This is a genomic window from Streptomyces turgidiscabies Car8 (assembly GCF_000331005.1).
GTDB classification, from domain to species: Bacteria; Actinomycetota; Actinomycetes; order Streptomycetales; family Streptomycetaceae; genus Streptomyces; species Streptomyces turgidiscabies.
This window is the reverse complement of the sequence record NZ_AEJB01000103.1, coordinates 1-24,238: the sequence shown is the minus strand read 5'-3', so window position 1 is coordinate 24,238 and position 24,238 is coordinate 1. Positions and strand designations below refer to the sequence as shown.

General features: G+C 68.6%; 24 protein-coding genes and 2 pseudogenes. 13 read left to right on the top strand and 13 right to left on the bottom strand.

Going from position 1 to position 24,238, the window contains the following annotated elements:
• Positions 1 to 457 precede the first annotated feature (457 nt).
• Positions 458 to 1,597, bottom strand: a complete 1,140-nt coding sequence (locus tag STRTUCAR8_RS05730; protein ID WP_006374498.1) for a PucR family transcriptional regulator — start codon at positions 1,595 to 1,597, stop codon at positions 458 to 460.
• Positions 1,598 to 1,683: 86 nt separating this feature from the next.
• Between STRTUCAR8_RS05730 and STRTUCAR8_RS05725 the strand changes: the two genes are divergently transcribed.
• The 4 genes and pseudogenes from STRTUCAR8_RS05725 (at position 1,684) to STRTUCAR8_RS05705 (ending at position 7,603) form a co-directional block, all read left to right on the top strand.
• Positions 1,684 to 2,739 (top strand): ferredoxin reductase, encoded by a 1,056-nt coding sequence (locus STRTUCAR8_RS05725; RefSeq protein WP_044471687.1) that lies wholly within the window; start codon positions 1,684 to 1,686, stop codon positions 2,737 to 2,739.
• A gap of 7 nt (positions 2,740 to 2,746) precedes the next feature.
• The gene (locus tag STRTUCAR8_RS05720; RefSeq protein WP_006374508.1) at positions 2,747 to 3,865 is read left to right on the top strand and encodes a fatty acid desaturase family protein; all 1,119 of its coding nucleotides are present in this window, start codon (positions 2,747 to 2,749) and stop codon (positions 3,863 to 3,865) included.
• A gap of 723 nt (positions 3,866 to 4,588) precedes the next feature.
• A pseudogene (locus tag STRTUCAR8_RS05715) lies at positions 4,589 to 6,223 on the top strand (alpha/beta hydrolase).
• 450 nt (positions 6,224 to 6,673) lie between these two features.
• Positions 6,674 to 7,603, top strand: a complete 930-nt coding sequence (locus tag STRTUCAR8_RS05705; RefSeq protein ID WP_006374511.1) for an ADP-ribosylglycohydrolase family protein — start codon at positions 6,674 to 6,676, stop codon at positions 7,601 to 7,603.
• Positions 7,604 to 7,822: 219 nt separating this feature from the next.
• Here the strand turns inward: STRTUCAR8_RS05705 and STRTUCAR8_RS05700 are convergent, their stop codons facing one another.
• The 4 genes from STRTUCAR8_RS05700 to tap form a co-directional block, all read right to left on the bottom strand.
• Positions 7,823 to 8,161 (bottom strand): thioredoxin family protein, encoded by a 339-nt coding sequence (locus STRTUCAR8_RS05700; RefSeq protein WP_006374521.1) that lies wholly within the window; start codon positions 8,159 to 8,161, stop codon positions 7,823 to 7,825.
• Positions 8,162 to 8,456: 295 nt separating this feature from the next.
• A complete protein-coding gene (locus STRTUCAR8_RS05695) occupies positions 8,457 to 8,897 on the bottom strand; it encodes a hypothetical protein (RefSeq protein WP_006374503.1) in 441 nt (146 codons plus the stop codon).
• A 339-nt stretch (positions 8,898 to 9,236) separates the two neighbouring features.
• Positions 9,237 to 9,794 (bottom strand): telomere-protecting terminal protein Tpg, encoded by a 558-nt coding sequence (gene tpg, locus STRTUCAR8_RS05690; protein ID WP_006374519.1) that lies wholly within the window; start codon positions 9,792 to 9,794, stop codon positions 9,237 to 9,239.
• A 6-nt stretch (positions 9,795 to 9,800) separates the two neighbouring features.
• Positions 9,801 to 12,059, bottom strand: a complete 2,259-nt coding sequence (gene tap / locus STRTUCAR8_RS05685; protein ID WP_006374535.1) for a telomere-associated protein Tap — start codon at positions 12,057 to 12,059, stop codon at positions 9,801 to 9,803.
• A gap of 321 nt (positions 12,060 to 12,380) precedes the next feature.
• Between tap and STRTUCAR8_RS55060 the strand changes: the two genes are divergently transcribed.
• The 4 genes from STRTUCAR8_RS55060 to STRTUCAR8_RS05680 all read left to right on the top strand — a co-directional run bounded on the left by STRTUCAR8_RS55060 (position 12,381) and on the right by STRTUCAR8_RS05680 (position 15,090).
• Positions 12,381 to 12,503 carry a hypothetical protein gene (locus tag STRTUCAR8_RS55060; protein WP_006374507.1) on the top strand — a complete coding sequence of 41 codons (123 nt, stop codon included), beginning with the start codon at positions 12,381 to 12,383 and terminating at the stop codon, positions 12,501 to 12,503.
• Between the two features lie 55 nt (positions 12,504 to 12,558).
• Complete coding sequence (locus STRTUCAR8_RS55055) at positions 12,559 to 12,687, top strand: hypothetical protein (RefSeq protein ID WP_006374515.1); 129 nt, start codon at positions 12,559 to 12,561, stop codon at positions 12,685 to 12,687.
• A 56-nt stretch (positions 12,688 to 12,743) separates the two neighbouring features.
• The gene (locus tag STRTUCAR8_RS55050) at positions 12,744 to 12,872 is read left to right on the top strand and encodes a hypothetical protein (RefSeq protein ID WP_006374512.1); all 129 of its coding nucleotides are present in this window, start codon (positions 12,744 to 12,746) and stop codon (positions 12,870 to 12,872) included.
• 64 nt (positions 12,873 to 12,936) lie between these two features.
• Positions 12,937 to 15,090 carry a tyrosine-type recombinase/integrase gene (locus tag STRTUCAR8_RS05680; protein WP_006374525.1) on the top strand — a complete coding sequence of 718 codons (2,154 nt, stop codon included), beginning with the start codon at positions 12,937 to 12,939 and terminating at the stop codon, positions 15,088 to 15,090.
• A 77-nt stretch (positions 15,091 to 15,167) separates the two neighbouring features.
• On the opposite strand, the gene STRTUCAR8_RS05675 is transcribed toward STRTUCAR8_RS05680, so the two are convergent.
• From STRTUCAR8_RS05675 to STRTUCAR8_RS05660, 5 genes and pseudogenes are all read right to left on the bottom strand, one after another.
• On the bottom strand, positions 15,168 to 15,653 hold the full coding sequence (locus tag STRTUCAR8_RS05675; RefSeq protein WP_006374497.1) for an NUDIX hydrolase: 486 nt from the start codon (positions 15,651 to 15,653) through the stop codon (positions 15,168 to 15,170).
• A 115-nt stretch (positions 15,654 to 15,768) separates the two neighbouring features.
• Positions 15,769 to 15,942 (bottom strand): annotated as a pseudogene (locus STRTUCAR8_RS51580) (transposase); the annotation flags it as partial.
• A gap of 33 nt (positions 15,943 to 15,975) precedes the next feature.
• Positions 15,976 to 16,389, bottom strand: coding sequence for a hypothetical protein (locus STRTUCAR8_RS05670; protein ID WP_044471685.1), 414 nt, complete (start codon positions 16,387 to 16,389; stop codon positions 15,976 to 15,978).
• Positions 16,335 to 17,282, bottom strand: coding sequence for a DUF6192 family protein (locus tag STRTUCAR8_RS05665; RefSeq protein WP_006374530.1), 948 nt, complete (start codon positions 17,280 to 17,282; stop codon positions 16,335 to 16,337). Before STRTUCAR8_RS05665 ends, STRTUCAR8_RS05670 begins: the two co-directional genes overlap by 55 nt.
• Positions 17,283 to 17,458: 176 nt before the next feature.
• Positions 17,459 to 18,049, bottom strand: coding sequence for a DinB family protein (locus tag STRTUCAR8_RS05660; protein ID WP_044471684.1), 591 nt, complete (start codon positions 18,047 to 18,049; stop codon positions 17,459 to 17,461).
• A 335-nt stretch (positions 18,050 to 18,384) separates the two neighbouring features.
• On the opposite strand from STRTUCAR8_RS05660, the gene STRTUCAR8_RS05655 reads away from it, so the two are divergent.
• The 3 genes from STRTUCAR8_RS05655 to STRTUCAR8_RS55560 all read left to right on the top strand — a co-directional run bounded on the left by STRTUCAR8_RS05655 (position 18,385) and on the right by STRTUCAR8_RS55560 (position 20,361).
• Positions 18,385 to 19,632: a L,D-transpeptidase gene (locus STRTUCAR8_RS05655; protein ID WP_006374499.1), complete on the top strand. Its 1,248-nt coding sequence runs from the start codon at positions 18,385 to 18,387 to the stop codon at positions 19,630 to 19,632.
• A gap of 126 nt (positions 19,633 to 19,758) precedes the next feature.
• Positions 19,759 to 20,073: a hypothetical protein gene (locus STRTUCAR8_RS55565; RefSeq protein WP_407705469.1), complete on the top strand. Its 315-nt coding sequence runs from the start codon at positions 19,759 to 19,761 to the stop codon at positions 20,071 to 20,073.
• 120 nt (positions 20,074 to 20,193) lie between these two features.
• Entirely contained in the window at positions 20,194 to 20,361 is a 168-nt protein-coding gene (locus tag STRTUCAR8_RS55560) for a hypothetical protein (RefSeq protein ID WP_407705468.1), read from the top strand.
• Between the two features lie 385 nt (positions 20,362 to 20,746).
• On the opposite strand, the gene STRTUCAR8_RS05645 is transcribed toward STRTUCAR8_RS55560, so the two are convergent.
• From STRTUCAR8_RS05645 to STRTUCAR8_RS05635, 3 genes are all read right to left on the bottom strand, one after another.
• Positions 20,747 to 21,409, bottom strand: coding sequence for an NADPH-dependent F420 reductase (locus STRTUCAR8_RS05645; RefSeq protein WP_006374523.1), 663 nt, complete (start codon positions 21,407 to 21,409; stop codon positions 20,747 to 20,749).
• Positions 21,410 to 21,614: 205 nt separating this feature from the next.
• Positions 21,615 to 22,019 carry a pyridoxamine 5'-phosphate oxidase family protein gene (locus STRTUCAR8_RS05640; RefSeq protein WP_006374496.1) on the bottom strand — a complete coding sequence of 135 codons (405 nt, stop codon included), beginning with the start codon at positions 22,017 to 22,019 and terminating at the stop codon, positions 21,615 to 21,617.
• Positions 22,016 to 22,708, bottom strand: coding sequence for an NAD(P)-dependent oxidoreductase (locus STRTUCAR8_RS05635; protein ID WP_044471683.1), 693 nt, complete (start codon positions 22,706 to 22,708; stop codon positions 22,016 to 22,018). The genes STRTUCAR8_RS05640 and STRTUCAR8_RS05635 overlap by 4 nt, the downstream gene beginning before the upstream one ends.
• Before the next feature lie 76 nt (positions 22,709 to 22,784).
• Here STRTUCAR8_RS05635 and STRTUCAR8_RS05630 point away from each other — a divergent pair, with 76 nt between their 5' ends.
• Both STRTUCAR8_RS05630 and STRTUCAR8_RS05625 read left to right on the top strand, forming a co-directional pair.
• Entirely contained in the window at positions 22,785 to 23,453 is a 669-nt protein-coding gene (locus tag STRTUCAR8_RS05630; RefSeq protein ID WP_006374532.1) for a TetR family transcriptional regulator, read from the top strand.
• Between the two features lie 124 nt (positions 23,454 to 23,577).
• Positions 23,578 to 24,153 (top strand): AMIN-like domain-containing (lipo)protein, encoded by a 576-nt coding sequence (locus STRTUCAR8_RS05625; RefSeq protein WP_006374524.1) that lies wholly within the window; start codon positions 23,578 to 23,580, stop codon positions 24,151 to 24,153.
• The last annotated feature ends 85 nt before the right edge of the window (positions 24,154 to 24,238 follow it).

Sequence of the window (24,238 nt, the reverse complement as noted above, 5' to 3'; positions counted from 1 at the left end):
CGCGGCCCGCGGGATGACGGTGCGGGTGGTGCCGAGCAGGCGTGCAGGGGTGCGTGGCCGTCGGCGTGCTGGGTGGCGGCGGGCAAGTGGCGGATGGGATGGAGGCATTGCGGGCGGCAGGTCGGGGTCTGCCAGCGGGACCGGGGTGTTCCAGCAGAAGTACGAGAGATGAGGAGCAGCGCGCGACCGTTGAGGTGGAGGTCGCACTCGGTCGGGTATCTGCCGAGCTCCAGGACCGGAGGCGCCCCCGGATGCAGGGGCGCCAGACGCCGTTGAGGACACCTTCGACGCCCTTACCGCACGGGGTGCGGGCTGGCGTGTGCACTCGGCGTGCAGATGTCCCTCCAGGCCATCCGCGTCGACCCCCTCGCCAAACCCACCACCCCTCCCGACCCCCCTCCCCCACGTCACGATTCCCGGACCGCTCGCGGACACGGTCCTGGACGGCGAGAACGAGTCAGCCGGCCTGAAGACCGACTGCCATCGTCAGTTCGAGGACCCGGTGCGGTGAGGCGAGATCCGGAAACAGCTCTCGCAGCTGCGACATGCGGTACCGGACGGTCTGGGGATGGACGAACAGCGCCGCCGCCACCTCGTCCCGTCTGCCCTGGTGCAGCAACCACGCCCGCAACGTCTCCTCCAGCCGCCGCGCGGTCGCGGCAGGCAGGGCCCGCAACGGTGCGAGGGCCCGGGCACGCAGGTCTGCGAACGCGTCCGCGTCGGCGCTCAGCACCAGCTCGGGGAGGTGCTCCTCGGTGTCCCGGATATCAGCGGAGAGGGAACGCGCGCGGACGGCTCGTGCGTACGAGGCGGACGCACGAGTCCATGGCCGGGCCGGGCCGACCACGGCGGTGCGGCCGGTCAGCTGCCTCAACAGATGCGGTCGGTCGGCATCGGGGACGAGCAGCACACCGGTGGTGTCCGGCAGATCGTCGAGGACGAGGGTGCTCGGGTCGAGCACGCGGTAGGCGGGCCGGGCCTGGTCGGCGGGGAGCAGGACCGCGGTCAGCGAAACCGGAGGCTGCCACGCGGCCCGTTGAACAGAGGCCAGCAGCACGTCCGGGCTCGCGTCGGCGAGGAGGTCGCGGACCAGTTGTTCCAGATGGCGCTCATGAGCCCGGCCCCGGGCGGCCAGTTCGTCGGCGTGGCCCGCGGCGCTCGCGGCGGAGAGCTCGTCGATGTAGGCGAAGGTCAGTTCGGCGAACTTGGCGACCTCGGCGGCGGGCAGACCCGCGGGTACGGCACCGGCGGCCAGACATCGCCAGGCCACGCGGGCGCCGACGCGGTAGGCGCTGAGGAGGGCGTCCATCGAACGGCCGTCGCGCACCTCGCCACGGCCCAGCTCGTAGGCCGCGTCACCGGCGTCGCCGCCCGTGACGTTCCCGCTCGCGAGGTCCAGGTAGTGCCCCAGGGCGGTACGGACGGCTCGGCGGATGGTGCCGCCCATGCTTCCCGACAGAGCGTTGGCGTAGGGAGGGACCTCGTCGATGATCGCCTGGACGACCTCGTCGGCAGTGGTCTTCAGCGTGGCCCGAAGTACGGTGACCGTCGTCTCATCCAGGGCCAGTTCGGTGGCCCTCCGGATTGCATGACTCATTTTTTGTTCCCTGCGAACAATTCAGCCGACCAGATTTACGTCCTACGGACAGGACTTTACGCCCTGCGGCGCATCAAGCTGGAGTCATGACGAGTGCAGCCCTCCGCAGTAGGGCGTGGAAACTGCTGGAGATGGTCACGACGCCGCTGCTGCCGTCGGACTACCTCGACCTGGTCAGCCCACTGCGTGCGGGCGCCGACCTGCGTGGGCGCATCGAGGCCGTGCACCCCGAGACGGGCGACGCCGCGACCATCGTGATCAGACCGGGGCGGGGCTGGCGCGGCCACACAGCCGGTCAGTACGTGCGCATCGGGGTCGACGTCGACGGGGTGCGTCTGTGGCGTGCCTACTCGGTCACCTCCCCGACAGACCGCCAGGACGGCCGCGTCACGATCACCGTGAAGGCGATCCCGGACGGCAAGGTCAGCAACCACCTGGTCCGCGGGGCGAAACCGGGCACCCTGATCCACCTCGACCAGGCGACCGGTGACTTCGTGCTGCCGGAGGCCAAGCCCGCCAAGGTGCTCTACCTGACGGCCGGCAGTGGCATCACGCCGGTGATGGGCATGCTGCGCGACACCGAGTTCGACGACGTCGTCATGGTCCACTCCGCGCCGCGGCCCCAGGACGTGATCTTCCGCAGCGATCTGCACGACCTGGTCGCGGACAAGAAGCTGCGTCTCACCGAACTGCACACCGACACCGACGGCACGCTCGACATCGCCCGTCTCGACGAACTCGTACCCGACTGGGCCGAGCGTGAGACCTGGGCCTGCGGGCCCGCGGGCCTGCTCGACGCCGCCGAAAAGCACTGGAGCGAACACGGCGTCCAAGAGCGCCTGCACACCGAACGCTTCCGTCCCGGCGTCGTCGTCGCCGGCGAGGGTGGCGAGGTCACGTTCAGCACCACCGGCAAGACGGTCGACGCGGACGGCGCCACGCCGTTGCTGGACGTCGGCGAGGAGGCCGGCGTGCTCATGCCGTCCGGGTGCCGCATGGGCATCTGCTTCGGCTGCGTCACGCCGCTCAACGCGGGCGCCGTCCGTGACCTGCGCACCGGCGAGATCACCGAGGCCGAGCCGGGCGTCCTCATTCAGACCTGCGTGTCCGCCGCGGCGGGCCCCTGCGACATCGAACGGTAGGAACACCTTGACCGCCATCGACCCCACCGCCCACCTGACCGCGGAGCAGATCGAGGAGCTCGGCCGCGAGCTGGACGCGATCCGCGACGAGGTGATCGCCGGCCGCGGCGAGAAGGACGCCGCCTACATCCGCAAGGTCATCTCGGCACAGCGCAAGCTCGAGCTGGTCAGCAGGGGCGTGCTGCTGTTCTCGATCTTCCCGCCCGCGTGGCTCATCGGCACCGCAGGTCTGTCCGTGGCGAAGATCATGGAGAACATGGAGATCGGCCACAACGTCCTGCACGGCCAGTGGGACTGGATGCGGGACCCGAAGATCCACTCCACCACCTGGGACTGGGATCACGTCTCGCCGGCCGAGCAGTGGAAGCACTCGCACAACGAGCTGCACCACACGTACACCAACGTGATCGGCAAGGACAACGACCTCGGCTACGGCATCATGCGCGTCGACGAGGACCAGAGGTGGCACCCGTTCCACCTCGGCCAGCCGCTGTGGAACTTCATCAACGCCTGCTTCTTCGAGTACGGCATCGCCGCGTACGACCTGGAGCTCGGCAAGAACCTGCAGAAGCGCCGCCGCAAGAACCCGGAGTTCCGCGCGCGGGCCAAGGCGGTGGGCCGCAAGATCCGCAAGCAGGTGCTCAAGGACTACGTGATCCACCCGCTGCTGTCGGGCCCGTCGTTCCTCACCACGCTCGCCGCCACGTTCACCGCGAACCTGGTCCGCAACCTCTGGACCCACTCGGTGATCATGTGCGGGCACTTCCCCGAGGGCGTGCAGGTCTTCGAGCGCCGGTCGATCAAGGGCGAGACGCGCGGCCAGTGGTACCTGCGCCAGATGATGGGTTCGGCGAACATCAGCGGCAGCAAGGCCATGCACTTCATGACCGGCAACCTGTCGCACCAGATCGAGCACCACCTGTTCCCGGACCTGCCGAGCAACCGGTACGCCGAGGTCGCGGTGAAGGTGCGCGCGCTGTTCGAGAAGTACGAGCTGGAGTACGTCACCGGGCCCCTGCCCAAGCAGGTGTTCTCGGCGTGGCACAAGGTCTTCCGGCTCTCGCTGCCGAACAAGAAGCCCAAGGTCAAGACGCCTGACCGCGAGCAGGAGCTCATCGCGGCCTGATTCCCGGTGTCGGTCCAGATTCGCCCGTACCAGTGGCACCGCCGGTTTCGGTGCGATCCGTTGCGGACAGTGGGCGACCACGACGGCAGACCACACGACACCGGAACCGGGACGGCTCGCCTTCGCGCTCCATGAGCCGCCCCCTGGTCCACGGCGAGGTCGTCATCCCGAAGAGCATGCCCAGCACACTGGGCATGCTCCGCCCCGGAGCCTGCCTCCTGTCTCCGGTGCCACATGCGCTTCAGCAGGGCCGTGCGGGACGCGCTGAGGTGAAGCACCCCGTCGGGTGACGGCGCAGGGACCATCTGCTGCGGGGGAAAATTCCCTGTCTAGCCGGCTTCCAGGAGAACTCTGTACGGGAGAGCAGAGCCGGCTTGTCGTCCATCAACCGAGCTGCCTGCCACGGCTGTTGCTCGGCGTCATTCACAGGTCAGGATGACTGGGAGGCGCGCCCTGGTAGTCGACGGCGAGCTTGTCCGTCCGCATCGCCGGACCACGCGGAGCCCCATGGCCGACGCGGTACCCCGGCCGACGGCTCTCGTGGCGACCTCGCCGGTGCGGGCCTCGGAGAGAACGGACTACCCCTACAACTCGGGTATCACGCTGGGCTGTTGTGTCATCCCGGAGGTTGACGGGAGGTGCGACCCAGCGGGGGATCCGCGTGCGTGATCGATTCCTGCAAGATCTTTCCCGTCCGAACACAAGACCGGAAGGATCGATATCGTGCGCAGACGACGTCTCATACCCCTGGTAGCAGTAGGTGTCGCGTCAACACTGACTCCCGTGCTTGCCCCCTCGACGGCCACCGCCGCTCCGACCATCGCCCCCTCAACCGCTTCCTTATCCACCGCCCAGAGCGCGCTGGAGGGGTATGTGAAGCAGAAGCCGCAGTGGAAGCGCTGCGAGGCCGACTCACCGGCCGAGTTCCAGTGCGCCGCGATCAGGGTCCCGCTGGACTACCGGGTCCCCAGCGGCAAACAGATCAGCCTGGCCATATCCCGGATCAAGAGCACCGCGCCCGGCAAACGGCACGGCGTCCTGCTCTCCAATCCCGGCGGACCGGGCGGGCGGGGGCTCTACACGCCGCTGGGCATGCAGGAGAAACTCCCCGAGTCCGCACAGCAGAAGTTCGACCTGATCGGCTTCGACCCGCGCGGTGTGGGACAGAGCAGCCCGGTCTCCTGCGGCCTGGAGCCGCAGGACGACAACTGGCTGAGGCCCTACAAAGAGGAGACGTTCGACAAGGACGTCGTTTGGGTACGCGACATCGCCGCCAAGTGCAAGGAGAAGGCAGGCGGGACACTCCCGCACATCACCACGCGCAATACCGCCCGCGACATGGATCTGATCCGGGCCGTCCTCGGTGAGAAGAAGATCTCGTACCTCGGCTACTCGTACGGCACCTACCTGGGTGCCGTCTACACCCAGCTCTTCCCTGACCGGGCGGACCGTTTCGTGCTGGACAGCGCGGTCGATCCGGCACGCGCCTGGCGAGGGATGATCCAGTGGTGGGCCGAGGGCGCCGAGCCCGCGTTCGACCGGTGGACGGAGTGGGCCGCCGCGCGATCGGAGAAGTACAGCCTGGGTGACACCCCCAAGAAGGTCGACCGGACATTCTGGGATCTGGTCGCGCAGGCCGATGACAGGCCCATCGAGGTGGAGGGGCAGCCGACCACCGGCGACGACATCCGCAGCGGTATGCGCGCGGCGGTCTTCAGCCCGCAGTACGCCACCGAGGCGATGGTGGAGCTGAAGTAGGCCGCGGCCGGCAAGCCCGCCTCCGCGAGGAAGCTCGCGGCGTTCGTCCGATCCGAGACGACCACGGCCTCAGGTGCCGCCGAGGCACCGTCCGACAACGGGACGGCAAGTTTCTGGACTGTCGTGTGCGGCGACAACTCGGCCGCGTGGTCCCGCGATCCCGAGAGTTACCGGCAGGATGCCATCGAGGACAAAGGCCGTTTCCCGCTCTTCGGTGACTTCACCTCCAGCATCAAGCCCTGTGCCTTCTGGGACAAGTCCGTGGAGCCGATGACCAAGGTGAACAACAGGGTCGGCTCCCTGGTCGTCCAGAACGAGTGGGACTCGCAGACCCCGCTGCCCAGCGGTCAGGCGCTGCACGCGGACCTGAAGGGCTCGAAAATGGTCACCGTTCTCGGTGGCGAGGGGCATGGCGTCTACCCGAACGGCAACGCGTGTACGGACGATACGGTGACCGGCTACCTCCTCACCGGCAACCTCCCGGCGGAGGACGTGACCTGCGAGGCGACGGCCGAGTCGAACGAGGAGTCGCGGAAGGGCCAGAGGCGGGACGTACTCCCCGGCTCTCCGCTCCCTGAGCGTGTCCCGGACCGCTTCTGAGCCCGGCGGCATGACTCGTTGACGTTGGCGCGGAGCCTCCTCGCGAGGTTCCGTACCGCCGCGTCAGGCGCGGGACTTCCACTCGGGCGTCGTCCCGCCGGGCGGAGGGTGCCAGGTCACCGTGTCGCTCGTGCCGTCGGAAAAGCGCAGGGTTCGGCAAACTCGGACGAGACCCGGTACGTAGCCGAGGCTGCTCGGCGACTTCAGCTTCACGGCCACCTTTCCGACCGGCGTGGGGAGCACTGAAATACCACCCCCTTCCTCACCGGTGTGGATGAGAAGCGGCCGCGCGCGACTACGACTTGATGCCCTCCACCGGGTCGAGTTCCGACGGCGCCAGATCGGCCAGGCCCCAGCCCAACGGATTCGACGTTCCCCGCCACCAGTTGGGCGCCGCAGCGGCCACCTGGGGCCGCGTGCCTGTCGGCTCGGTGCAGATACCCTGCGCGAATGAAGCGGATTCAGCGGGCCGCCGGCGCGGTCGTCGGCTCGGCGGTGGGTGACGCACTGGGCGGCCCCTTCGAGTTCGGTCCCCAGGGAGCGTTCTCCGCGCGGTTTCCCGCGCCCGGTGCCGGTGGCGAGATGTGCGGCGGCGGTGGGTGGGACCCCGGGGAGGCCACTGACGACACGCAGATGGCCGTCCTGGTCGCGGAGTCGCTGCTGGATCGGGGCGGACTGGATCTCCCGGACATCTTCGCCCGCTTCCGACGGTGGGCAGCGTCAGAACCGAAGGACATCGGCCTACAGACCGAAGACGTCCTGACCAACGGCATGCCCTGGGACCTCGCCGCCGCGATCCATTTCCAGGTCAACCAACGGGCAGCGGGAAACGGCTCCTTGATGCGGGCATCGACCTCCGCCGTCTACTTCGCTGCCGCCGGCCAGGAAGCCACCATGGACGCGGCCCGCCGCATCGCCGCCCTCACCCATGGTGACCGCGCGGCCTGGGAAGGGACCGCGATCTTCCACGAACTCGTCCGCGTCACAATCGAGGGGACCGACCCCCTTGTCGCGCTCCCGGACATCCTGGCTCTCATCCACCCCGACCACCGCGGGCGCTACGCCGCGGTCCTCTCGCCCGACTGGCACCCTGATCAGGCGACCGAGTTCAACGGTGCCGTCTGGCCCTGCCTGGGCTCCGCCCTCTGGGCCCTGCGCACCACGACCAGCTTCGAGCACGCGATACGCGCGGCGATCGACCTCGGCGGTGACACGGACACCGTGGCCGCGGTGACCGGAGGCCTCGCGGGGGCGCACTACGGGCTGGATGCCATCCCCGCTCACTGGACCCAGCCGCTCCATGTCCCCCTCCCGGGCTTCGACGGACGCGTGCTGCGCCTGGCAGATCTGCTCCACCTCGCACACCGCCTCGGAGGCTGACCCGGATCCTGCTCCGCGACGGCACCCTCCACGAATTTCCAGCCTCAGCCGCAGCCACCCTCCGGATCCATCGACACCGGCCTGCCCAACCGTCGCCCGGCCTTCCGAAAGAAGCCGCAGAACATGTCGAGTCGCTCCTTCGACGGCAGGCGGAGCGGGCAGCCGACCTTCGGCGCGGCCTGTGTGACGGGCGTCGCGACCGCAGTGCCGCACCGCCGCTCAGAGGTGGTCGTCCAGGAACTCCCGTACCTCGGCGATGGTCATGGGACCCGTGCCCTGCGCCACCGCCTCTCCCTCCTTCAGCAGGACGTAGGACGGGGCTCCGGTGATCCCGTATCGCTCGGTCGCGGCCGGACAACGCGTGATGTCGGTGCGGACAGCCGTCACGCGGCCCGCGTAGTCGTCGGCGATGCCGCCCACGACGAGGTCCATCACCCGGCAGGGCTCGATCGCCTTGGGCCACGTCCCGGTGAAGTACGCGAGGACCGGAACTCCGCTCATCCCGAGGATGAAGTCGAACTCCGCGTCCTCACGGGGTTGATGAACCCGCTTCGCCATGGAAGCTCCTGCCCTCGCGTTCCGTCATTTCCCCCATCATCCCTCGCTCGGTGCGCCGGGCCGACCCGGTCCGTCGTCCGGCTGACCTGCCGGAAGGGAGGCAGGGGGCCGTCGCAGAACCACGGGGGTCACCGGCGCGAGCGGCCGAGCCCCCGCCCCTGGTGATCCGGCTCCTGCCGCCCCGCCGGTCGCCCAGTTGCGGCCCGCCACGCGCCCGTGGGTCAGCTCGTGCCAGGACCGGTCCATGTGTGCCGGCGGCTCGCCTTGACGCGAGGGCGCGGCTGGTGATCACCGGTCAGCGGCGGCCGGTGGACAGGATGAGGAGGAACTGGCCGCCGCCCGCCTCGATGTCGGCGGTCACCGGCAACCCTGGTGTCAGCCGGGAGAACCGGTCCACCAGCCAATCCGCCGCTTCCTCAGCGTCTTTCCTGGTCGGACAACGGCCCACCATCTCGCGGCCCCCCTTGCGCTCCAGCCGCGCGGCAACGGCGATCAGCGGGGCGGGTTCGACCACGTAAAGGCGGTCCGGCCAGGCGATGACCACCTTGACCGCACCCTTGCGGGTGTTGCACCCGCGGTGCGCGAGCCGCTCGGCGACCTTGGCCTTCCGGTCGGCGGTCCGGCTGTCAACACTGGGCCCCTGCTGGTCGTTCACCGACTTGTCGGGGTCGACAGGTTCGTCGCACACCCAGCACCGCCAGCCATCCCGCTCGGCCACATCATCAAGAAGACTCATCGGAGCAAACTAGCCTGCCCAGCCGCCACCCCGCGCACGAGGGCATCGGCAGCCAGACGAAGTGTGGTCCGTATTGTTCTTCCCCATTGGTCTTGCACAACCCGAGAACGATCAATCGTCGCCGGCCACCGCCCGACTTCACCGACTTCGAGGTGAAGCTCACCAGGGTGACCGTGCCCCGGAATCCCACCTGCCGCCGGCCCATCCCGCTCGTCTCGAGTGTGAGATGCGCGGCGAAGGACTTCACGGCGGTTGTGGTGGGGTTGGCGACGGCTGTAGCCGGTCTCCGGCAACCCGGCCACAACTACATCCGCCCTGGGTTCGGGCGACGTAAGCTCGCTACAGTTCGATCTGCATGTGCTCCACGTCGGTGAACTCCACGCCCAGGCCGGGTGCGCGGGTGTTGTTGTTCCGGAAGTACATCTCGGCCAGCCCTTCGGCCGCGATGCGCTGGAGCTGTTGCTCGGTGGCGCCGCCGTCACGGGCCTCGAAGAGGCGGTCCGCCCAGCGCGGCGGCAGCGCCTGGGTGATGTCGCGGATCCGGGCGTCGTCGGTCGTGCCGGGGGCGGCGGTGAAGCCGAATCTCGCACGGGTGGAGACGACCAGGCCGCTGGTGCTCGCGGCCTTCTTTTTGGCCTTCGCCCGGATCTGCGGCTGCCACCTCTTCTTGACCTCGCCCTCGATGCGCTCACGGAGGCCACGGCGGGGCCGTTTGAGCTTGCCCGCGACATACCGCTCCACGGTGCGCTGGGACACCCCGAGCGCCTGCGCGGCGGCCTTGGTGCCCTTGAGCTGCTTGACCAGGTACTTCATCTGCGCCTGGGCACTCTGCGGGATGCGGCGGGTGAACGCCGTCTCCAGTGCCTGGTCGAGGCTGTCCCCGAGCGACTCGGCCACGGTCGGCTACTCCCCTTCTCCGGCGGTCGGGTCGTTCTTGATGAGGTTGGCGATGTTGAACACCGCACCGGCCTCCTCGAACCGGGCTTCCGCCCACAGCACTGTCTGGGTGCCCTGGTGCTTGACCATCCCCGGCGACACTCCGAGCCGGAACGTGCCCGGCACGGCCTTGCCCTCGTCCGTGTAGGGCAGGACATCGAGCGGGCTGGGGCCGGCAGAGGGGTAGACGATGGCATCGGTGCCGATAGCGACCGGGTAGAGGTCGGCCGCGGCGGCGGTCTTCATCAGCTTGCGGTGCATGCCGACCCGGACGTTGGCGAGCACGGCGGCCCGGATGTCGGGACGCCACGTCTCCCGCTTCAGCGCGGGCCACGGCTCGTAGTACGGCACCTGACCCCGGTTACGCTGCCGCAGTTTGCCGATGCCGCCCTTCGCGGTCGCCTTGATCGCCTTCAGCAGCAGCGCCATCGTCGGATCCACCTGGGTGGAGCGGGCCATCGCCTCCAGGAACTCGCTCCCGCCCATGGACGTGGTGACACCAAGCTCCGCCATCACCGTCACGTACGCGTCGCGCAGCCGGTTGTACCAGGGGTCCAGGTAGCGTCCGGACTGCGGGCGCACGTACGCCTCGATCGGCGCGACCTCGAAGCCCAGCTCCTGCGCGTACGCCACGGTCGGCGTCGCGTACCAGGCAGGGCCGGTCGGCCGGTCTCCCTTCGGCGTGAAGGGGCTGGGCAAGCGTTCGGCGTCGACCGTACGGCCGTTGACCTTTACCCGGGACAGGTCGGCATGGGAGAGATCGACCAGCCACGAACCGGGCAGCTTCGGGTCGAACGCCGGACGGTTCGACAGGTGGGTCGGTCCGTCCAGCCCGACGGTGAGGCCGTTGGCCGCCGCCGCGAACGCGAGGTTCACGTCAATCACGACGAGGTACGGTTTCATGCACTCTTCATCGGTCAGCGGCCGGCACCAGTCGAACGGCTCCTCCATCAGCATCTGGTCCGGGGTACGCAGGTGGTGACGCTCGAATTTGCCCTGCAGGATCGGGTGCTCGTCCGGGACCTCGCACTCCACGTGTTCGTACACGGCCGTCAGCGCGTCGGCGTTGAACGCCGGCTTGAACGTGCCGGTGGCCTCGTCCCTCTCCGCACGGGTCGGCGGCCTCAACGCGGTCATCAGCTCAAGGCCGGTGGTCGATGTGGTGCCGCGCGGTGTCGTCACCAGCTGCGCGTACGTGCCGAGGTACCGGGCGAGGTCGGCGGGGTGCATGGTCGGCAGTTGCGGGTCGTCCTTGTTGTCCCACTCCCGCACGTCCAGCGCGTTCCATGACGGGATGCACAGCTGCACACAGCGACGCTTGGAGCCCTCGGGATCGCGGAAGACACGCGCCCATGGCCCGAACCCGCGCTGGGTGAGCTGCAGTTCGGCTTTCTTGATCTGCCTGACGACCTTGTGGCTGTCGTTGAGCCGGCCCGCGCGCCGCTCGTCGTCCGACAGGGCGACGGGCAGGCCGTAGCGCTCCAGTGCCGACGGGGTGAGGACCAGGACGGGGTCGGCGTCACGGCCGTGGCGGTGCAGACGGGTCTGGCCCAGGCGTGCCCCGGCAAGCGTCCAGTCGACCAGGGCCGGCAACGACTTGGCGGGCACGTCCAGGACCAGACCACCCACGCAGTACGCCGACACCTGCCCGTCCTCGCAGTCGACGACCGCCAACGGGCCGTTGGCGAAACGCGGGTCAACCTCGGCCACCGCCGAAGCGGCGGTCTTCGCAGGCGTCCTTGAGCCCGGGCGCCGCGACGTCGACGCGCCGGAGGCGCTCGCCGGCCGTGCCACCGCGGCCGGGGCCGTGGCGGGACGGGGCGGGGTGCCGTACCCGGTCGACGTGTCCGCGGCCTCGGGCGCTGGGGCCAGGGAGACGGGCGCGGGGTCCGAGGACACGGGCGGGGCTTTCGGAGCCGGAGCGGGAACACTTGTGGCTGTCGCGGCAACGGCCGTGCCCTGGAGGGGCCCAACCGTGTCGGCATCGGCGGGGTAGAGCTCCGCGAGCTGCTTGAGCAGCCGTGCGTACGCGTCACGCTCCGGAGGCCTCGGCTCTGTCTTGCCGGACTCCCAGCCGCTGACAGTCGCCCGCCGCACTCCCAGAGCGTCGGCCACCTCGTCCAGAGTCAGGCCGTGCGCGTTGCGCAACCGCTTACGCTCTGCCGGCGGCGGCAGCGAGGACCGGGACGCCACCAGCGCGTCGATGCGGTCGAACAACTCCGACATGGAACACCTCCGACCAGAACGCTACCTCGCAAGCGTACTAATCACGTACATTCACCACCCATATTGCGTACACACGTCCCTGGATTCACCCCTACCTCACTCATCCACAGAGAGTGCACCTTCACCAGCCGCCGGCCTCTCGTCTGCACGCCAGGCGCACCCTCGGCCACGCCACCGCCCACCCCTGAGAACCCGTCTCTGAACCTGGGGTGGAGGTGCTTGTCAGGTGACGCAACTCCTCTGCAACCAAACGGCTGTTTCACGCATCAGAATCAGTAACCGCTTCCAGCGGCTCCAGCTCCCGGAAAACAGGAGGAGAGAGTGCGCAAAGCAGTTCTCGGCTTGTTCGTGGCATTGGCGGCGGTGCTCGCCGTGGCACCGCTCGCAAACGCCGACCAGACCCAGACCGTCGCCTGCTGCGGCCAGCCGCCCGGCCATCCGTAGCGGCAGTTGTCGGCAGGCAGGAACGGACCAGATTTCCCCACCACAAGGAGACGCAATGCGCAAAGCCGTACTTGGGTTGTTCGTGGCGCTGGCGGCGGTGCTCGCGGTGGTACCGCTCGCCGGTGCCAGCGCCGACCAGGGCGAGACCGTCGCCTGCTGCGGCATGCCACCCGGCCATCCGTAACACGGAGCCGTCAGCGGAAGAGCTGGACCAGGTTTCCCCGTCGAGGAGGAGATGTGATGCGCAGAGCTGTTCTCGGGTTGTTCGTGGCATTGGCGGCGGTGCTCGCGGTGGTACCGCTCGCCGGTGCCAGCGCCGACCAGGGCGAGACCGTCGCCTGCTGCGGCCGGCCGCCAGGCCAGACGTAAAGGTCGCCTCTGGTTAGCTCGATGTCCGCATGAGGGCCCGTCAGCTTGCTGGCGGGCCCTCTCCTTGAACGCGCGCAATCGTGCTGACCTGGCCCGACTGATCGATCCTCTGGAGACGGTCTCGGCTCGGTGGGGCAACGCACTGACCGACTCGGCCCGCAACATGCTCCTGATGGAGGTCGGCCGACTCTCCCTAGCCTACTGGGCCTGGGACGAGCAGACCTGGACGGCATTCGTCGCCTCCGTCACAGGCGAGATCCGTCACCGGCGCCGGGCCCACCTGGTGGCCTGGGGCTATCTCTTCGGTGGACACCGGCGACTGCACCACCGGGTCGGGATGCCCAAGTTGCGTCCGCTGGCCGACTTCGTGTTCGGGCACGGGGCGGTCGATCCTGCTCTGGAACAGATCTGCACGTTGCTGGAACGCTGGGAGACCCAACCTAAATCGCAGCCGGAGCTGGTCCGCTCCTCGGTGCTCGATGCCTTGCTCAGCGCCGGCAGCCCGTGTCTGGGGGACGTGACGCTGGGACTGCTGGAGGACCTGGTCGCCGACCACCCGGCGTCCAGCGCCCGGCGCCGTGGGCTCTTCAAGATGTCGCGGGTCCTGGCGGCCAACGGCTACATCCCCGAACCGCTCACCGGCAGTCACCAACAACGCGGAACACGTCCGGAGACCGTGGCCTCGGTGCCGCCGGAGTGGTTGGAGGTTGCCCTGCGCTGGCGGAAGTTCAGCACCAACGAACCCGGCACCGTCCGCACCAAGTTCCCCCTGCTGCTGGTGGCCGGGCGCTGGGCGGCCGAGAAGCACCCGGAGGCGACGAGCCCACAAGCGTGGACACGGGACATCGCCGCCGAGTACATCGCGGACACCATGACCGCGGTTCGCGGTCAATGGGCCGGCCACAACCGCAACCGCACCGGCTGGGGCGAGCCCCTGGGCGTCGGCGGGAAGGCCGGACGGGCCGACACCATCCGCAGCTTCTTCTGCGACCTGATCGAATGGGAATGGATCACCCCCAGGTTCGACCCCCGCCGCGTCCTGGCTCTGCCGCTGTCGGTCCGGGCAGGCCGCGACCCGGGCCCCCGGATCATCGACGATGCCGCCTGGGCCAAGCTCATGGCCGCCGGCCTGACGCTGACCGCCGAGGACCTGCGCGCCTACGGGACACCGCGGGCGAAGGCTGCCGGATGGCACGCGAACTACTACCCGATCGAGATGATCCGCGCCCTGGTCGGGGTGTGGTTGTTCGGCGGGCTGCGGATGGACGAGATACGCCGACTCGAGCTCGAATCCGTCCGCTGGGACCAGGCCACCGACCCCGACAGCGGCGAGACCTACCGCGTCTGCCTGCTGCACATCCCAACGAACAAGACGACAGGGGCGTTCTCCAAGCCGGTCGACCCCATGGTCGGTGAGCTCATCGACGCCTGGAAGACCATCCGCCCCGTCCAGCCGGACATCACCGATCGCAAGACCCGACAGCGACGCCAGCACCGGTTCTGCTACCGGGCCCAGCTCATCGGCTCCGCCTACCTCAACGACAAGCTCATCCCGATCCTCTGCGCGAAGGCCGGCATCCCCGAGTCCGACTCCCGCGGCGCGCTCACCAGCCACCGGGCTCGCGCCACGATCGCCACCCAGCTGCTGAACGCCAAGGACCCACTGTCCCTGGCCGACCTGCAGCAATGGCTCGGGCACAAGCACCCGTCCAGCACCCGCTACTACGCCAAGATCCTCCAACGGACCCTGTCTGCGGCCTATAAGCGCGCCGACTGCTTCGCCCGGAACGTGCGCACCATCCAGGTTCTCATCGACCGCGAGTCCATCCTCACCGGAGCCGCCGCCGACGGCGAGCAGCCCTGGAAGTACTACGACCTCGGCGAGGGCTACTGCAGCTACGACTTCTTCGCCAAATGCCCCCATCGAATGGCCTGCGCCCGCTGCCCGTTCTACGTCCCCAAACAGTCCGCGCAGGGCCAGCTCCTGGCCGTCAAGGACGGCATCGACCAGATGCTCGAACGGCTCGATCTGACCGACGACGAACGCGAAGCACTTGAAGGAGACCGCGAAGCGGTCACTGCCCTGGCCGAGCGTCTTGCCGACACCCCCACGCCAGCCGGTCCCACACCCAGAGAACTCGGCACCAATGACAGCTTCATTCCTCTGACCCAGCTGATGGAAACAGTCTCTCGCCCAGCGCACGAAGACGCCGAATGACGCCCCTCGAACTTCAACCAGCCGCGCCGAACGGCCTCACCACTGACGCCAGTGCACTCATCAACGGGCCACCAGACTCACAGCCCAAGCGCCAGTGGCTGATCGGGGACGCCGTCCTTGATCAATCCCGATAGCGCATCGGCAAGATCACGCGGCCCGAAGAGGTCCGGCCCTTCGTAGTTGGCGACCTCTGACAGCGGCCACCAGCGGAAACCAGTGATGTTTTCAGCGGCCAACTCGTCAGTCGACAGTGCGCCATTCGGCCGGAAGGCCGCAGTGCGGATGAGGAAGTAGTCCTCAACCGCGCCGTCATACCCACTCACATAGCCGGGCCCGACGACCCTCCGATGCCACACGTGCGGCGGTGAGCCGTCGATCACGAGCCCGATCTCCTCATGCAACTCGCGGCGCAGTGCCGCCTGAGGTGTCTCGCCGGCCTCGATCCCTCCTCCGGGAGCGGCCCAAACCACTTTCTCCGGAAGCACGAACCTGCACAGCAGGATGCGGTCCTCCCTGTCCAAAACGATCGCACGGACCGCGTGACGCAGGTTCAGCAAAGGCATCAGAGCACCCTACGGGCCGGTCCAAGGCCGCCGCAACGCCCCTCGACGGAGCTCCTCCAGGCGTCCCCGCCCTCACCCACCGAAAGGTCACGCTCCTGTCTCGATTCTCAATAACTTGCCACTTGCAGCCGGAATCGTTCACGTACCGGATGGCGTCCCAGATCGCGCGCCGGGGATGAGCCTCTGGTCTGCCGCCCTTCACGGTCCGGCAGGCCGGGACCGGCAGCATCGGCTCGACCAGCAGCCATTCGGCATCGCTGGTGTCCGAGGGATAGCAGCTGCCGGACATCCCGGACTCCTCTCTCCCCGGCGGGACGCCGGCTCACGCGATCAGATCCAGGGTCGACTCGACGGAGTTGAGCTGGGCGACGATGTGGCGAACCCACTTGTCGTCCGGAGCCAGCGCGGCGTGCGGAGTGACCGTGCCCGTGATCAGCCTGCGGATCTCGGTGAGCTTCTCGCGGATCACCGCCACCTCGTAGGACTGCAGGACATCAGGATCCGCCGTGAACTGGTATCCGTCGGCCCGCGTGTAGACCAACGGCGGCCAGCCCTTCGTCGCGATGATGTCGCGCAGCATCGCCAGACCCGAGCGGACCTGGCCGCGCGTGCACTCGGTCGCCCTCATCAACTGCGGCATGTGCAGACCCGCGGGCCGGGCCTGCATCAGCACACTCCGGATCACCTCGGCATGGCCGCGGGCGGCATCACCCCGGCGCCGTGACCGGCGGAGCATGGCTTACTCGCCCTCGCCCCGAAGGATCTTGGCCAGCTCCTCGTCCATATCCAGATGCCCGCTGTCGACGGCGCTCTCCACCCATTCACACGTCGCCCAGACACGGCGACGTTCTTGTGGATCAGGTCCCTCTCGTCCTCGGCCAACCGGCGGCCGTGCATCTGAGGTACCAGACGGCCGGTCGCTGCCACGAACTTGTGACAGGCCCCGATCAGGTCCAGGAACTCGATGGTCCGGTCGATCTGCCGTAGGGCCGGCGCGACCGGGTTCCCGGCCTCGCCGGGGACCGGTTCGCTCTCCTCGGCCTGCTTCCACCGGCTGGTCTGCGCCGTATTGAACAAGTGCCGGGCCGTGTCGTCACCGGCCGCCCTAAAAGCAACCCCGGGACGGCGCAGGAAGTCGGTGGCCACCCGCGCGGCGACCTGCTCGTCGGCCGCCAGGTCGTGAATCGCCTCGACCTTCTCCTGCACCGACTGCGGACTGTCCACCCGCCATCCCACCTGGCGTTTCGCCGCGTCCTGCGTCCACCGCGCCACCCCGTCCCGCGGATGCCGCGGCGGGTTCGTGATGCGCTCGAAGCGGTCGTCCAGCTTCTCCAGGATCCGGTGGATCTCGAACGAGGCACCCTTCCCCCGGTACTCGGCCGGCCACCTGCTCGCCGTCTGCCGGTTCAATCGCACCTGGTTGTAGGGGACGCCGATGTCCTGCGCGTACATCTCCAGCGTCTCGCGGACCCCGAAGAGATCCTCACCGGACGCCGCTACCGAGCCGCCGTGCGGTCTCATCGGCTCGATCTCGAAAGCATGGTCACCGACTACGAACTGGATCTTCGTGTCGACCTCGATCAGTTCCCGGTCCGGCGATGATCTCCTCGTACCGCGCCCGGGTGACACTGCCGACCTTCGTGCTCGCGGGCATCACGCCCACCACCCCTCAGCACGGGACGCCGACACTCCCCTCGCCGGCGACAAATCCCGGCCTCTGCCCGCAGCGTCCTGCCGATACGGGCCCAACGCAACCCATGGCCAACGGTCCTACGAACGTGTCCCGTCGACGATCTCGGACGAAGTCACCCGTCTCGGTCGGCTTCCTGAGCTGAGCGCTCCAGTCGGCTGCGGTAGTTCTCCCACCACTCCGAGTCGCCCGGCGCGATGCTCGCGTTGTCCTTGTTCAGTCCGACGGCGCCGTCTATGAGCTCCCGGACGATGTCGGCGTGTCCTGCGTGCTGGTGCGTCTCGGCGATCATGCGCACGACGGCATGATGCAACGTCACCTCGTTTGCGTCGCTCGGCCACCACGGCACCTTGCCTATCGCGTCCAGCGCCAGTGCGTCGATCGACGCGTCCGAGTGTGCCCACGCTCGACGGTAGAGCTCCACGATGTACTCGCGTGACTCCTCTGCGGTGGCCCACATGTCCGCGTTGATCTCAGCGCCGTCTTCGAGCCAGGGCAACGGCTCGCCGGACTGCCGTCCGAAGGTGTCGCCGAGGTAGCCCAACTCCATGCTGGCCACGTGTTTCACCAGGCCCAGGAGGTTGGTGCCAGTCGGTGTCAGCGGGCGGCGTATGTCGTACTCCGAGAGCCCTTGGAGCTTCCACAACAGAGCATCGCGGGCGGACTGTAGATAGAAGTGAAGGTCAGCCTTGGGGTCCGATGTCATCGGGCCAGTCTGCCCCTCACAGAATCTTTCCGCCGCAACTGCCTCACCGCTCGCGGTGGACCAGATCATCTGACCAGATCGACAGAGACGGGATAGTACGGCGGGGGTTCAAAGACGGGTTCTGAGCGAACGGACTGAGCTCCCCAGGACGCGCAGTCCACGCCGGCCCGTCACGCCACTCCCCGCGAACCTCGGTGACGTGCTCGACCATGCGTGCCCTTCACCACATTTATCCCTTTATACACAGATGCGTGCCTATGGTTTCGGGGCTGGTTGCACACTTCGGCGAGAGGCGCAGGGATGCAAATCCTGGGCCATGGGAGAAGCGTTTCATCATGCTGAGCGAACGACGCACCGGACTGGTGGCCACGATCGGCGCCCTTGGCGGCATACTCGCGGTCACGGCCCTTGGCGGCGCGGGCAACGCTGCCGCCAGCGGCGACGAGGCCGGGGATGCCCCGACGTCACAGGCGCGGGTGCCGCAGACCGGCGCCCAGGCAGCCTCCGACGCCCGAATAAAGATTTCCCCCGGGCAAGGCGCCTACAGCGTCGGGGTCACCGACTCGGTAGGCGTCACTGTCAGCGACGGCAAGCTCACCCAGGTGACCATGACCGCCATCGCGACCGGTACCGAGGTTCCCGGCACTCTGTCCGCGGACGGCGCCTCCTGGGAGCCGAACGGCCGACTGGAGGGTGGCACCAAGTATCAGATCGCCGCCGAGGCCGAGGACGCCAAGGACCGTTCCGCCACCGACAGCGCCACGATCACCACGGTCTCCCGGGCCAACGACTTCATCGGGCACCTCTCCCCCGAGGACGGCTCCACCGTCGGTGTAGGCCTGCCGGTGACGGTCAACTTCGACCAGGCGGTCAGCGACAAGGCCGCGGTACGGTCGGAGATCCAGGTCATCTCCAGCAGCGGCCAGCAGGTCGTCGGCCACTGGCTCAACGACCACCGTCTGGACTTCCGCCCCGAGAACTACTGGAAGCCCGGCTCCACCGTCACGGTCACACTCAACCGGCAGGGCGTCCAGAAGACTGTCACGTTCACGGTCGGCCGGAGCCAGATCAGCACCATGGACGCGAAGACGAAGCAGCTGACCGTCGTACGGGACGGCAAGACGATCCGAACCATCCCGATCTCGTCAGGCAGCCCCGAGCACCCGACGCACAACGGTCAGATGGTGATCTCGGAGAAGTTCCGGCACACCCATATGAACGGTGCGAGCGTCGGCCTCACGGAGAAGAACGGCAAGCCCTCGTACGACATCAGGGCCGTACCGCACGCCATGCGCCTGACCGACTCGGGCACGTTCATCCACGGCAACTACTGGGCCGCCGGCTCGGTCTTCGGCAAGGTCAACACCAGTCACGGCTGCATTGGCCTGAAGGATGTCAGGGGCGGCGGCGACAGCAGCCAACCCGCCGCGTGGTTCTTCGCCCACTCGATGTTCGGCGACGTCGTGATCGTCAAGAATTCCGAGGACAAAACCAAGTTGGCCCCGGACAACGGCCTCAGCGACTGGAACATGCCGTGGAGCGAGTGGGTCGCCGACGACGCGACGAGCCTTTCCCAGGGTTAGCTCCGCCAGGGCCGACGTCGATGACGACGGTTCTTCGAGTTCGCCGGGGCGGGCTCGGCGGGCTCGTTCCCGCTCAAGGACGGCTATGGGTACTGGGGCACACCGGTCGAGGCCCATCCCGCAACGGTGACCGGCGCCCGTCTGGTGGCCCGGACGGAAGCGTCGGCGACAGTGGGCGCGCCGGCTCCGCTGCTCAGCGGCGGCTGCCCGGACGCCCTGGGCTCCGCCAAGGACGCGATGAACAGCGGTTTCGCATTCACCCAGGTCCTGCCGCCCTGCGCGGCTGGCCTCATGTGCCTTCTCGCCCTGCCGACGCGCTTGCTGGACGGTGCGTTGCGCCGGGTCGTGCCCGTGGCGCTGGCCGGCTCGCTGCTCCTGACCTACGTCAACGCGAGCGGCGCCCTGGGGTCGTTCCTCGCCGTCCCCGCCCACTGCTGCTGATCGCGGCACCGGTCGTCGGGGCGGTCGTCTGTGCACTGTCCTTCGCGGTGGGACGGCTCACGGCACGCGTTCTGCGCCTGGACGCCCCGGCCGCCTCATCCCTCACCCCTTTCCTGGGATATGAGCAACAGCAGCGTGAGCGCGGTCCTGATCACGAAGACCCTGCCCGACAAGCCGCACCTGCTGCTGCCGGTCCTCGCCTACGGGCTGTTGCAGGAGACGGCCGCGAACAGGGTCGTACGGATGACCGCGGCGTGGCGGTCACCGCGGGTGCGGTGGTGGAGGTAGAGGCGGCAGGAGGCGGTGCGGTCCCTTGCGTCGACGGCGTACCGCCACGAGGGGCAAGCGCCGTCTTGGACCTCGGCATCTGCTCGCCACCCATCGGCGGCGCATCGGCACTTCACGCAGCACCAGCGGGCTCGGCCCGTTCCGTCAGGCCGTGTCGGTCCGGCGCTGGTTTCGCGAGTGCCGCTGTGTGGACTGCCTGTCCCGGGAGGCCGGCGTTTCCCAGGTCACCTGTTTCCGCCACCTCCACGAAGGCATCGATGTCGTCGCCGACCGAGCTCCATGCCTCGACGGCACACTGATCCAATCAGACAGTCTCGCTGACGCCTGCGGCAACGGCAACGCCCTGCGGGTCTCTGCGGTCGGTGACCTTCGGCCTGGGAGTCCGTCAGCCCTTGAAGCTGTCCTTGCGTTCCGGGGAGGCCGCGGCGAGTGCCTCGGTGACGGCTACGACGCCGGCGCGCAGCCCGTATACGGGGGTTTCGGGCTGCTGACGCCAGGAGTCGTCGAGGCCTCCCGCGTCGACGGAGTCGAAGCCGAGTTCGTCGATGAGGGCGCGGACTGTCTTCTTGGCCGCCTCGTCGTCACCGGCGACCGGCAGGGCCATCCGGTGGGGGTCCCCGGCCGGGAGCGGCCTGGCCAGGATGTCGTCGGCGTAGGTGCCGTTGAAGGCCTTGACCACGGGGTGTCCGAGGTGTCCCTCGGTCCAGCGGCTCTCGGTCAGGTTCTCGTCTTCGATGGCGGCGATCCGGCCGTCGCGCTGCTTCGGGTAGTAGTTGCCGGTGTCGATGACGACGAAGCCCTCGGCCGCCTTGTCGAAGAGGTCCGAGGGCAGGTCGGGTACGTTCTTCAAGGGGATCGTGACGATGACGACCTCGGCGCCGGACGCCGCTTCGCCGACGGTGACGGGGGTCGCCCCGGTCTCCTCGGCGAGGGCGCTCAGGGTCTGCGGCCCGCGCGAGTTGGCGACGGACACCTCGTGCCCGAGGGAGGTGAGACGGCGGGTCAGGTTACCGCCGATGTTGCCTGCGCCGATGATGCCGATCTTCATGGTGTCTCCAGTGTGTGTGGTGGCCAGGTCTCCCGACGGTCCGAACCCCGCGCCGCTGTCCCGCATTCCCGTCGGTAGGTAGTCGCCTCAAAAAGCGCACCGCCCCAGTCATGGCCGACGACAACTGCCTCGGTGAGGCCGGGTGCACCGAACCAGGCGTCGAGGGTGGCCATCGTGGTGTCACTTCGCTTTCCGTACGGGGGATTCAGAGGTTGAGGCTGAGGACGCGCTCGACAGAGATCTCGATGACGACCAGATCCGGCGGGGCGGGAGGAGCCGTGCGGTAGCGGTCGGTGTAGCGGCGCACCGCGTCGGCCACGCGTGTGTCGTCATCGCTGATCGCGGCCCGGCCTTCGAGGGTGACCCAGCGAAAGCCGTCCACCTGGCAGAGCGTGCCCCTGGCTGTCGGGCCGCCCGCTGCCACGTTCCGGGCCTTTTGGGTCCCCGCGCGGGTGGTCACGCGGGCCAGGCCGGTGGCAGCGTCGAAGGTGAAGCGGACAGGGGCGAGGTGCGGGGTGCCTTCGGGACGGATGGTGGCGAGGGTGGCTGTGTGCGGGCGGATGAGGAACGCGCGTGCGGCGGCCGGCAGTTCGGTGGTCGCTCGGCTCACTTCTTCTTCACGCCCTCGTTCCAGATCAGCTTGGCGATGTTCGGCTTCACGGCCGTGGTGATGACGCCCATGGCCTTGTGGACATAGCGTCGTTCCTCCAGTTCGCGCAGCATGCTCGCGGCGAGGTCCGCGCGAGCGGTGAAGACTCCGTCGGCGCTGGTCTCAGCGGTGCGGTAGTCCGTGACGGCCGGGTGCTCGAAGAGGCCCGAGGGCCGGACGAGTGTCCAGTCGAGGTGCGACTCCCGGATCACTGCCTCCATGCGGCGCATGTCCTCGTGGAGGGTGCGGCCCAGACGCCGATTGACCAGCGGGTCGAGTACGTGGTTGAAGAAGTGCGCGCCGGTCGGCCGCCATCGCGGGTCGGCGATGCTGGAGCTGACGGCGAGCAAGCGCTTGATGCCGTGGCGGGTCATGGCCTCGGTGATGGCCGTGGCGCTCGCCGAGTACGTGGTGATGGACTCCTTGCTGAAGCGCGCACCCAGCGTGGAGAGAACGGCGTTCGTCCCGCTGATCGCGGCGTCGACGGCCGCCGGGTCGGTGGCGTCGGCGACAGCCACGGTCAGGCCGGGCCGTGCGGGCAGGGAGCCGGGGCGGCGGGTCACGGCGACGACCTCGTGGCCGGCAGCGAGGGCCTGGTCGGTGAGGTGGCGGCCGGTCGGCCCGTTGGCGCCGAAGACTGCGATACGCATGGTGTCGGGGCATCCCTTCGTGTGGATCGCGGAACGCCCTTGACTGTGCCGATCACCGGACGCAGGCTCAACGCTGATGAATAACGCCGCCCCTGCCCCTGTCCGCACCCGAGGCCGTCCCCGCGGCAACCCGCCGACCCGTGAGTCGATCGTCTCGGCGGCCCGGTCGCTGTTCCTGGAACGCGGCTACCGGCGCACCACCTTGCGTGCGGTAGCCGGGGCGGCCGGGGTCGACCCGGCGTTGATCGCGTACCACTTCGGCTCGAAGAAGGGCCTGTTCGCGGACGTGATGCAGTTCCAGTGCGCCCGTGCGCTGACGGTGGACGACGTCCTCGACGGCGACCGGGCCGCCCTCGCCGAACGCCTGATCGACGCGGTGACGGACTTGTGGGAAGACGCCGACTTCCGTCGGCTCACGATTCAGGGTGATGAGGCGGCCGAGGTCATCCGCGAATACCTGGAACGGGAGCTGCTGACCCGGCTTGTTGAATTTCTGGGCGGCGGGGACGCGACCGCCCGCGCCACTGCCGTGGTGACGATCCTCGGCGGCCTCATCTACACCCGCTACCTCAACCCGCTCCCCACCCCTGCCGCTCTCACCCCGTCCGAGGTCCGCCGCATTCTCGCCCCGCCGCTCCGCGCGGCACTGGCCCCGAGCTCGTACCGCGGCAGCCACCAGAACTTGGCCGAGCGGCTCCCGGGTCGGCTGAGGCCGAGCGTGGCGAGTGCTGTGGTCCCGGACTGATCGGGACTCGGCGTGGGTGCGCCACGGACGGCGAGATTCCCTGTTTGTCCCGCCTGGCGTACAACCTTCCGGTATTGCGGGCTGTCTCATCAGACGTCAGAGTTGCGCGACCAAGGGGGACATCATGCGAGGTATCAGAGCAGCAGGGACGGCGCTGGCGCTGGCGGGCGCCATGCTGGGGACGGCGGCGAGCACCGCGGGCGCGGCTCCGGCGGAGTACTCGCGCACGGCGGTGGCCTGCCCGACGGGTTGGGGCAGCGGCGTCAAGAGCGGCGGTGCCGTCATGAGTGGCGAGCACATGACGGATGTCAGGACCGGGCAGCACGAGTGCTACGACCGCATCGTGTTCGACGTGCCCGGCGGTGGCCAGATCGGCTACAACGTCGCGTACGTGGACCGGTTCCACGCCGACCCCTCCGGCCTGTACATCCCGGTCGCAGGCGGGGCGATCCTCGACATCCGCGTCGGCGCGTGGAGCTACGACCTGGAGGCCGGCGTGCCGACCTACCCGGGCAAGATAGGCAAACCCCTGCCCACCGTGAACATCAGCGGGTACAGCACCTTCCGGGACACCCGGTTCGGCGGCACCTTCGAGGGCCAGACGCAGGTCGGCCTCGGCGTCCGCGCCCGACTGCCGTTCCGCGTGATCCAGTTGGACGACCGGGTCGTCGTCGACGTGGCCCACAGCTGGACGAGCTAGGCCGTTTCGCCTGGCTCATCGGGTAGTTGCGCCGGCGGGGTCGGAGCGTGGCGGGTCTGTCCCAGATCACAGGGAGAGCGGCCGG

What these genes read in the sequence shown, in the direction of transcription:
- STRTUCAR8_RS05730 (WP_006374498.1), bottom strand. Translation starts at nt 1,597, where the DNA reads ATGAGTCATGCAATCCGGAGGGCCACCGAACTGGCCCTGGATGAGACG.
- STRTUCAR8_RS05700 (WP_006374521.1), bottom strand. Translation starts at nt 8,161, where the DNA reads ATGGCGAAGCGGGTTCATCAACCCCGTGAGGACGCGGAGTTCGACTTC.
- STRTUCAR8_RS05645 (WP_006374523.1), bottom strand. Translation starts at nt 21,409, where the DNA reads ATGAAGATCGGCATCATCGGCGCAGGCAACATCGGCGGTAACCTGACC.
- STRTUCAR8_RS05635 (WP_044471683.1), bottom strand. Translation starts at nt 22,708, where the DNA reads ATGCGTATCGCAGTCTTCGGCGCCAACGGGCCGACCGGCCGCCACCTC.
- STRTUCAR8_RS05630 (WP_006374532.1), top strand. Translation starts at nt 22,785, where the DNA reads ATGAATAACGCCGCCCCTGCCCCTGTCCGCACCCGAGGCCGTCCCCGC.
- STRTUCAR8_RS55050 (WP_006374512.1), top strand. Translation starts at nt 12,744, where the DNA reads ATGCGCAGAGCTGTTCTCGGGTTGTTCGTGGCATTGGCGGCGGTGCTC.
- STRTUCAR8_RS05725 (WP_044471687.1), top strand. Translation starts at nt 1,684, where the DNA reads ATGACGAGTGCAGCCCTCCGCAGTAGGGCGTGGAAACTGCTGGAGATG.
- STRTUCAR8_RS05705 (WP_006374511.1), top strand. Translation starts at nt 6,674, where the DNA reads ATGAAGCGGATTCAGCGGGCCGCCGGCGCGGTCGTCGGCTCGGCGGTG.
- STRTUCAR8_RS05670 (WP_044471685.1), bottom strand. Translation starts at nt 16,389, where the DNA reads ATGCTCCGCCGGTCACGGCGCCGGGGTGATGCCGCCCGCGGCCATGCC.
- STRTUCAR8_RS05655 (WP_006374499.1), top strand. Translation starts at nt 18,385, where the DNA reads ATGCTGAGCGAACGACGCACCGGACTGGTGGCCACGATCGGCGCCCTT.
- STRTUCAR8_RS55055 (WP_006374515.1), top strand. Translation starts at nt 12,559, where the DNA reads ATGCGCAAAGCCGTACTTGGGTTGTTCGTGGCGCTGGCGGCGGTGCTC.
- tap (WP_006374535.1), bottom strand. Translation starts at nt 12,059, where the DNA reads ATGTCGGAGTTGTTCGACCGCATCGACGCGCTGGTGGCGTCCCGGTCC.
- STRTUCAR8_RS05660 (WP_044471684.1), bottom strand. Translation starts at nt 18,049, where the DNA reads ATGACATCGGACCCCAAGGCTGACCTTCACTTCTATCTACAGTCCGCC.
- STRTUCAR8_RS05625 (WP_006374524.1), top strand. Translation starts at nt 23,578, where the DNA reads ATGCGAGGTATCAGAGCAGCAGGGACGGCGCTGGCGCTGGCGGGCGCC.
- STRTUCAR8_RS55560 (WP_407705468.1), top strand. Translation starts at nt 20,194, where the DNA reads ATGAGCAACAGCAGCGTGAGCGCGGTCCTGATCACGAAGACCCTGCCC.
- STRTUCAR8_RS05695 (WP_006374503.1), bottom strand. Translation starts at nt 8,897, where the DNA reads ATGAGTCTTCTTGATGATGTGGCCGAGCGGGATGGCTGGCGGTGCTGG.
- STRTUCAR8_RS05675 (WP_006374497.1), bottom strand. Translation starts at nt 15,653, where the DNA reads ATGCCTTTGCTGAACCTGCGTCACGCGGTCCGTGCGATCGTTTTGGAC.